General features: G+C 70.3%; 4 protein-coding genes. 3 read left to right on the top strand and 1 reads right to left on the bottom strand.

What is annotated here, in order from left to right; translation table 11 throughout:
• Positions 1-283: 283 nt before the first annotated feature.
• A complete protein-coding gene (locus HMPREF3165_RS05000; RefSeq protein ID WP_003788621.1) occupies positions 284-1,252 on the top strand; it encodes an AlbA family DNA-binding domain-containing protein in 969 nt (322 codons plus the stop codon).
• A gap of 342 nt (positions 1,253-1,594) precedes the next feature.
• Here the strand turns inward: HMPREF3165_RS05000 and HMPREF3165_RS04995 are convergent, their stop codons facing one another.
• Positions 1,595-3,943 (bottom strand): MMPL family transporter, encoded by a 2,349-nt coding sequence (locus HMPREF3165_RS04995; protein ID WP_070511278.1) that lies wholly within the window; start codon positions 3,941-3,943, stop codon positions 1,595-1,597.
• 129 nt (positions 3,944-4,072) lie between these two features.
• Here HMPREF3165_RS04995 and HMPREF3165_RS04990 point away from each other — a divergent pair, with 129 nt between their 5' ends.
• Both HMPREF3165_RS04990 and mtnN read left to right on the top strand, forming a co-directional pair.
• Positions 4,073-4,696 carry a TetR/AcrR family transcriptional regulator gene (locus HMPREF3165_RS04990; RefSeq protein WP_070511276.1) on the top strand — a complete coding sequence of 208 codons (624 nt, stop codon included), beginning with the start codon at positions 4,073-4,075 and terminating at the stop codon, positions 4,694-4,696.
• 293 nt (positions 4,697-4,989) lie between these two features.
• Entirely contained in the window at positions 4,990-5,733 is a 744-nt protein-coding gene (gene mtnN, locus HMPREF3165_RS04985) for a 5'-methylthioadenosine/S-adenosylhomocysteine nucleosidase (RefSeq protein WP_070511274.1), read from the top strand.
• The last annotated feature ends 62 nt before the right edge of the window (positions 5,734-5,795 follow it).

Here is a 5,795-nt window from a genome sequence, read left to right as displayed (position 1 = left end):
ACCCGGCCGCGCGGAATGTCCCCGCCGGCGAGACGCGGAGCCGGCACAACCAAGCGCCACCGAGACCAGGAACCATCGAGACCAGGAACCGCGGAGAGGGCAGTCCTCACAGTCTGGCAACACCGGGCCTGGCACAGTCATGGAGCGGAACGGCGCGCCGTCGCCGGACTCCGACGTCGGGCCCGGTCCAACACCGGCACCAACCGCATCCTGAATCGCACTCAGCCCCCGCCCACCCTGTGCCCGCGCCGCGAGGCACCGAGACGAAGAGAACCTGACGCACGTGGAGAGCATCGAGACCGTCACCATCACCAACCCTGCCAACCCCATCCTCATCTGGTGGGTCATCGCTCAGCCGCTGCTGCTCCTGCTGTCCTTCCTCGTGGGGCGGCTGACGCGGTTCCTGCTGCGCGGACGAGTCTCCGTGTCGGGTGCGGCGGCCACGCTCATCGCGCTTGTCGGCCTGTGGCTGGGGCTGCTGCTGGCGGGGTGGATCTTCGACGAGGGCGACCTGTTCTCGTTCAAGATGCTGGCGACCTCCTGCGGCGTGGCGGTCGTGGTGCTGGTGGCAACCTCCGCGGTGCTGGCGCGCGTCCAGCACCATCCCACGCTGCTGCCGATCGCGGAGGTCGCCCAGATGGGCGAGTCCGACCGCCTGGAGTTCAAGTCCTCGGCGCGCTGGAACCTGCGCACGGACAAGCGCGATGAGGCCATGGAGGAGGTCGTGGCCAAGACGGTGGCGGCCTTCATGAACTCCGCGGGCGGCACGCTCCTGCTCGGTGTCGATGACGGCGGCAACCTCATCGGGCTCGGCCCCGACTACGCGACCCTCAAACAGCCCGACGCCGACCGTTTCGAGCTGTGGCTGCGCGGCATGTGGCGCACACGCATGGGCACGAATGCGGCGGCACTGCCCCGGGTGGACTTCGCGCCCACCCCGGACGGGACCGCGGAGGTGTGCCGGGTGACGGCGCCCCCATCCCCGCTGCCGGTCTACCTCAAGCCGGCCAAAGGGCACGACGGAGCGGCGCTGTGGGTGCGGGTCGGCAACTCGACGCGGCGCCTGGAGGTGGACGACGCGGTCGACTACGTCATGCTACGTTGGCCGCGGATCAACCACGTGGCCTGGCCGATCCGGCTGGGGAACTTCCTACTGCGCCGCGACCAGTCGCGCCGGGCACTGCCCATCAACCCGGCCGCGGCCGTCACCGCCGCCACGGGCTCCCGGGACGACGAGGGCGCGGGTCAGTAGGGCGTCGTAGACCATGGGGCGCCGGAACACAGCGAGGCCCGGACCCCGGGGCCTGAGGACCAGCGAAGGGGCGCGGCAAGGCAAGGCCCGGCGGTGGGGTGAAGCAAGGGCCGGCGGACGCGACGGACTGGCCCGATACGTACGGGGACATCCTGCGCACCCGGGGACCTTTCCGCACCACCGGGAACATCCTGCGCGTCCGGGGACCGTATTCCTGTCCCCGACGGCGTCGAACGCCCCCGGCCGGAAGGACACGCACCCGGCCGCGCGAAATGTCCCCGGCAAGGGCGGGCCGGCGGCAATCCACCTGACCCGCCCTCGCCAGACCCCGCGAGCGCGGGCTCAGGACACGACAGCGGCCTGCCTGTCCTCGGCGTCCGCGGCGCCCTCAGTATCCTCGGCCTCATCGCCCGAGCTGTCCGTCACCGGTCGGGCGGACTGGCCGGCGGCGGCCTCCTCCTGCTCCAGTGCCTGCTCCAGGCCCTCTCCCTCGACGTCGACGACGGGGAGCAGCCGGTCCAGCCATGTCGGCAGCCACCAGGCCTTCTCTCCCAGCGCCGCCATGAGCGCAGGGATGAGGGTCATGCGCACGAGGAAGGCGTCAGCGGCGATCCCGACGGTCAGACCGAGGGCGATGGGCTTGACGTACACGTTGTCGGTGTGGACGAAGGCCATGAAGACGCCGATCATGATGACGGCCGCCGCGACCACGACCTTCGCGCTGCCCTGGAATCCGGTCTCGACCGCCACCGCGGCGGCCTCACGGCGAGCCTCGGGCGTCGCATCAGTCGCGTCGCCGCGCCGTCGGCTCCACTCCTCGCGCATGCGTGAAACAAGGAAGACCTGGTAGTCCATGGCCAGCCCGAACAGGACTCCCATGACGATGACCGGCAGGAAGGAGATGACGGCGCCGACCTTGGAGACGGCCAGGAGGTCGGCAGCCCAGCCCCAGCCGAAGACGGCTCCCACGGCGCCCATGCCCGCGCCCAGAGACAGCAGGTACCCGAGGGTCGCGGTCACGGGAACGGCGATGGAGCGGAAGACCACCATGAGGAGGATGAGCGAGAGGCCCACCACCACGATGCCGAAGGGGATGAGGGCGGCGTTGAGCTCCTCGGCGACGTCGATCGCGACAGCGGTCTGACCGGTGACCATGACGTTGCTGAGCCCGTAGCGGCTCTCATAGTCGCCGGCGTGGGAGCGGATGTTGCGCACGAGCTCCATCGTGGCGGGGGCGGCCTGCGATTTCTCGGGGCGGAGCTGGACGAAGGCGAGGGTCCCGTCCTCGTTGGGAGTGGCCAGGGAGACTCCCTCGACGCCGTCGAGCTGGGAGAGGTCACGGGCCAGACCCTGGACCGCGGCGACGGAGCCGGAGGGCTGAGAGATGTCAGCGATCACGACGATCGGAGAGTTGTAGCCCTCTCCGTAGGCCGCGGCGACGGCGTCGTAGGTCTCGCGCTGCTGCGATCCCTTCTCGGCAAAGCCATTGTCAGTCAGGGCCAGACGCAGGCCGCTGACGGGGACGGCGCACAGTCCCAGAAGGACGACGACGGCGCCGACGGTCACCCAGGGGCGGCGGGTCACCGTGCGCACCCAGCGGGAGGCCGGCCTCCGGTCCGCGTCCGCACCGGCGTCGGCGGCCCTACGACGCCGCGGGAGCAGGCGCTGACCGAGGAGGCCGATGAGAGCGGGAACGACCGTCAGGGCCACGAGCACGGCCACTGCCACAACCGCCGCCGAGGCCAGTCCCATCGTGGTCAGGAACCTGATGCCGGCCACGCTCAAACCACACAGGGCCACGATGACCGTGGTGCCGGCGAAGACGACGGCCCCTCCGGAGGTGGCGGTGGCCCGCCCAGCGGCCTCGGCCGGATCGACGCCGTCGGCGAGGTACTCGCGCGCCCGCGAGACGATGAATAGGGCGTAGTCGATGCCGACCGCCAGTCCGATCATGACGGCCAGGACCGGGGTGGTGGAGTTGATGTCAGTGAAGCTTGCTGTCGCGAGGATGCCGAGCATGCCGACGCCCACGCCGACGGCGGCGGCGATGAGCGGGGTACCCGCGGCCACGAGAGAGCCGAAGGTGATGAGCAGGACGATCGCGGCGATGGCGACGCCGACGAGCTCAACGGCAGAGATGCCGATCCCCACCTCCTGGTCGATGTTGCCGCTGCGCTGGACCGTCAGAGACGGGTCCATGGCCTCGGCGCGCTCGGCGAGGGTGTCGAGGTCCTGGGCGACGGTCTTGGCCTTCGGTGTGGTTCCGGTGGTGATGGAGCCGACCGAGGCGTCCGTCTGCACCTGGACGAGTACGTGGGTGCCGTCCGCGGAGACGGATGACGCAACGCCGGCGGTCTTGTCACCGAAGGGCGGGGAAACCGTAGCGACGCCGTCGATCTGCGATGCCCGAAGAGCAAAGGCGTTGACCGCCGGGGCGTGGTTCTCGATGCGGCCGTTGGAGCTGGTGATGAGGACCTGCTCGCTGGTGCCCGCCGCCTGGGGAAGCCGATCGGTGAGGACCTCCAGGCCGCGCATCGACTCAGTGCCGGAAATGGTGAAGGTGTCGTCGAGCTGGATACCGGTGGTGGCGACGACGCCGCCGAGGGCAGCGATAAGCAGCGCCCAGGCCGCGAGGACCCGGGTGGCGTGACGAGCGCACCATCGCCCCAGGGATAAAAGGAAGGTGGACATGGCGGACCTTTCAGAAGGTACGGAGATGATCGAATTCGATACGCAAACGTACTGGATACATTCATGTATTGAAACCCAGGACGTTGTGACTCCTCGCACCCCTATGGCGCCGGTAGGGTGGGCGGTCTCATGACACCGAGCACCGACCCGCCCGCCGCCGAGCGCACGCTGCGCAAGCGGGAGAACACCCGCGCCCGCCTCATCGAGGCGGCTGCGGACATCGTTGCCTCCAAGGGCATTGCCAGCACTCGCATTGACGACGTCGTCAAGAAAGCCGGCTTCACCCGAGGCGCCTTCTACTCCAACTACTCCTCACTCCAGGACGTCCTGACCGAGGCCATCGTCACGCGCTCCAACACCTTGCTGTCACAAGTCACGCAGGCCGTCGACTCCTTCGAGGGCACCCCCACGATGGACTCGCTGATGGAGCTGCTCGAGGCCATCCGCCCCGAGGCCCGCACCATCTACCTGCTGACCACGGAGTACTCCCTCTTCCAGCTGCGCAACCCCGACAGCCCGACAATCCCCGGTACGGCGCGCGCCGACTTCACCGCCAGACTGTCCGGAACGGTCGAGAAGGTTCTCGCCCGCATGGGGCGCCGCCCCACCGTCCCCACGGCGAGCCTGGCCGACCTCGTCAGCCTGCTCTTCATGGACTCGATCACTGAGAACACGGACTGCGACAGGCTGCGAGACCTCATCGAGGCGGTCATTATCGGGCTGAGCATGCCGACGCAGGTCGGCGACGCCTGACGTCGCGCTCGACGTCGGCGAGTGCGGTCTGCGGCGGGGACACTTCCCCGCGGCCGGGGACATCCTGCGCGTCCGGGGACATTTCGGTACCACCGGGGACATCCTGCGCGTGCGGGGACCGTATTCCTGTCCCCGACGGCGTCGAACGCCCCTGCCTGGAAGGACACGCACCCCGCCGCGCGGAATGTCCCCGTCAGTGAACCAGGAGAGCGCAGGAGCCGGGAGAAGCGCAGCCCTCGAGGCAGCCCACACCAACCACGCCGGTCGCCGCCCGCCCCCTGTAGGCTCGGCGCGTGAGTCGCACCAGTGCCGCACCCGTCATCGTCTCCTGCGCCATGGCCGAGGAGGCCCAGCCCTTCCTGGACGCCCTGCCCGAGCGCGCGGCTGCCCAGGCGCCGACCCTGCCGGGGGCCGCACGCGCCTGGTCCCTCCAGCTTCCCGACGGCGAGCGCGAGCTCATCCTCGTGCGCAGCGGCATTGGGCTCGTGGCGGCCGCGAGCGCACTGGCGACGGTCCTGGCTCAGGTCCGCCCCAGCGCCGTCGTCTCGGCGGGAACCACCGGCGGGCTCGGCCGCCAGGTCGAGGTCGGCGACGTGTGCGCCTCGGCGACCCTGGCCTACACCGACGCCGACGCCACCGCCTTCGGCTACGCCCGCGGCCAGACCCCGGGCCAGCCGGAGACCTTCGCCGGGGATGCGGCCCTGCTGGAGCGCCTGAAGCAGGTGGGCCAGGAGGCCCTGCGCGGCGCCACGGCGTCGTCGGGCTCGGCGCGACTGCGCGTCGGTCAGATGCTGGCCGGCAACTCCTTCGTGACGGCCGCGAACGTCGCCGACACCCGCGAGGTCTTCCCCGCGGCACTGAGCACAGACATGGAGTCGACGGCGCTGGCACAGGTAGCAGCGGGTGCCGGCGTCCCCTTCGTCTCGGTGCGCGGCGTGTCCGACCTGTGCGGCCCCGAGGCGGGCCAGGACTTCCACATCGCCGCCGAGGAGGCCGCCGCCCGCAGCGCCGCCGTCGTCCTGGCCCTGCTCGGCTGAGTCGCTGACGCCGCCCGCACCTCCCTCCCCACCCACACTTCGACAGAATCTTCAGAATCGAC

This window comes from Actinomyces sp. HMSC08A09, from assembly GCF_001807465.1.
Lineage (GTDB): Bacteria > Actinomycetota > Actinomycetes > Actinomycetales > Actinomycetaceae > Actinomyces > Actinomyces oris.
The sequence above is the reverse complement of the archived record's forward strand: the minus strand, read 5'-3'. Positions and strand labels throughout refer to the sequence as shown.

Bases quoted from the DNA above. Each gene is read 5' to 3' on its own strand.
- HMPREF3165_RS04995 (WP_070511278.1), bottom strand. From the start codon at position 3,943: ATGTCCACCTTCCTTTTATCCCTGGGGCGATGGTGCGCTCGTCACGCC.
- HMPREF3165_RS04990 (WP_070511276.1), top strand. From the start codon at position 4,073: ATGACACCGAGCACCGACCCGCCCGCCGCCGAGCGCACGCTGCGCAAG.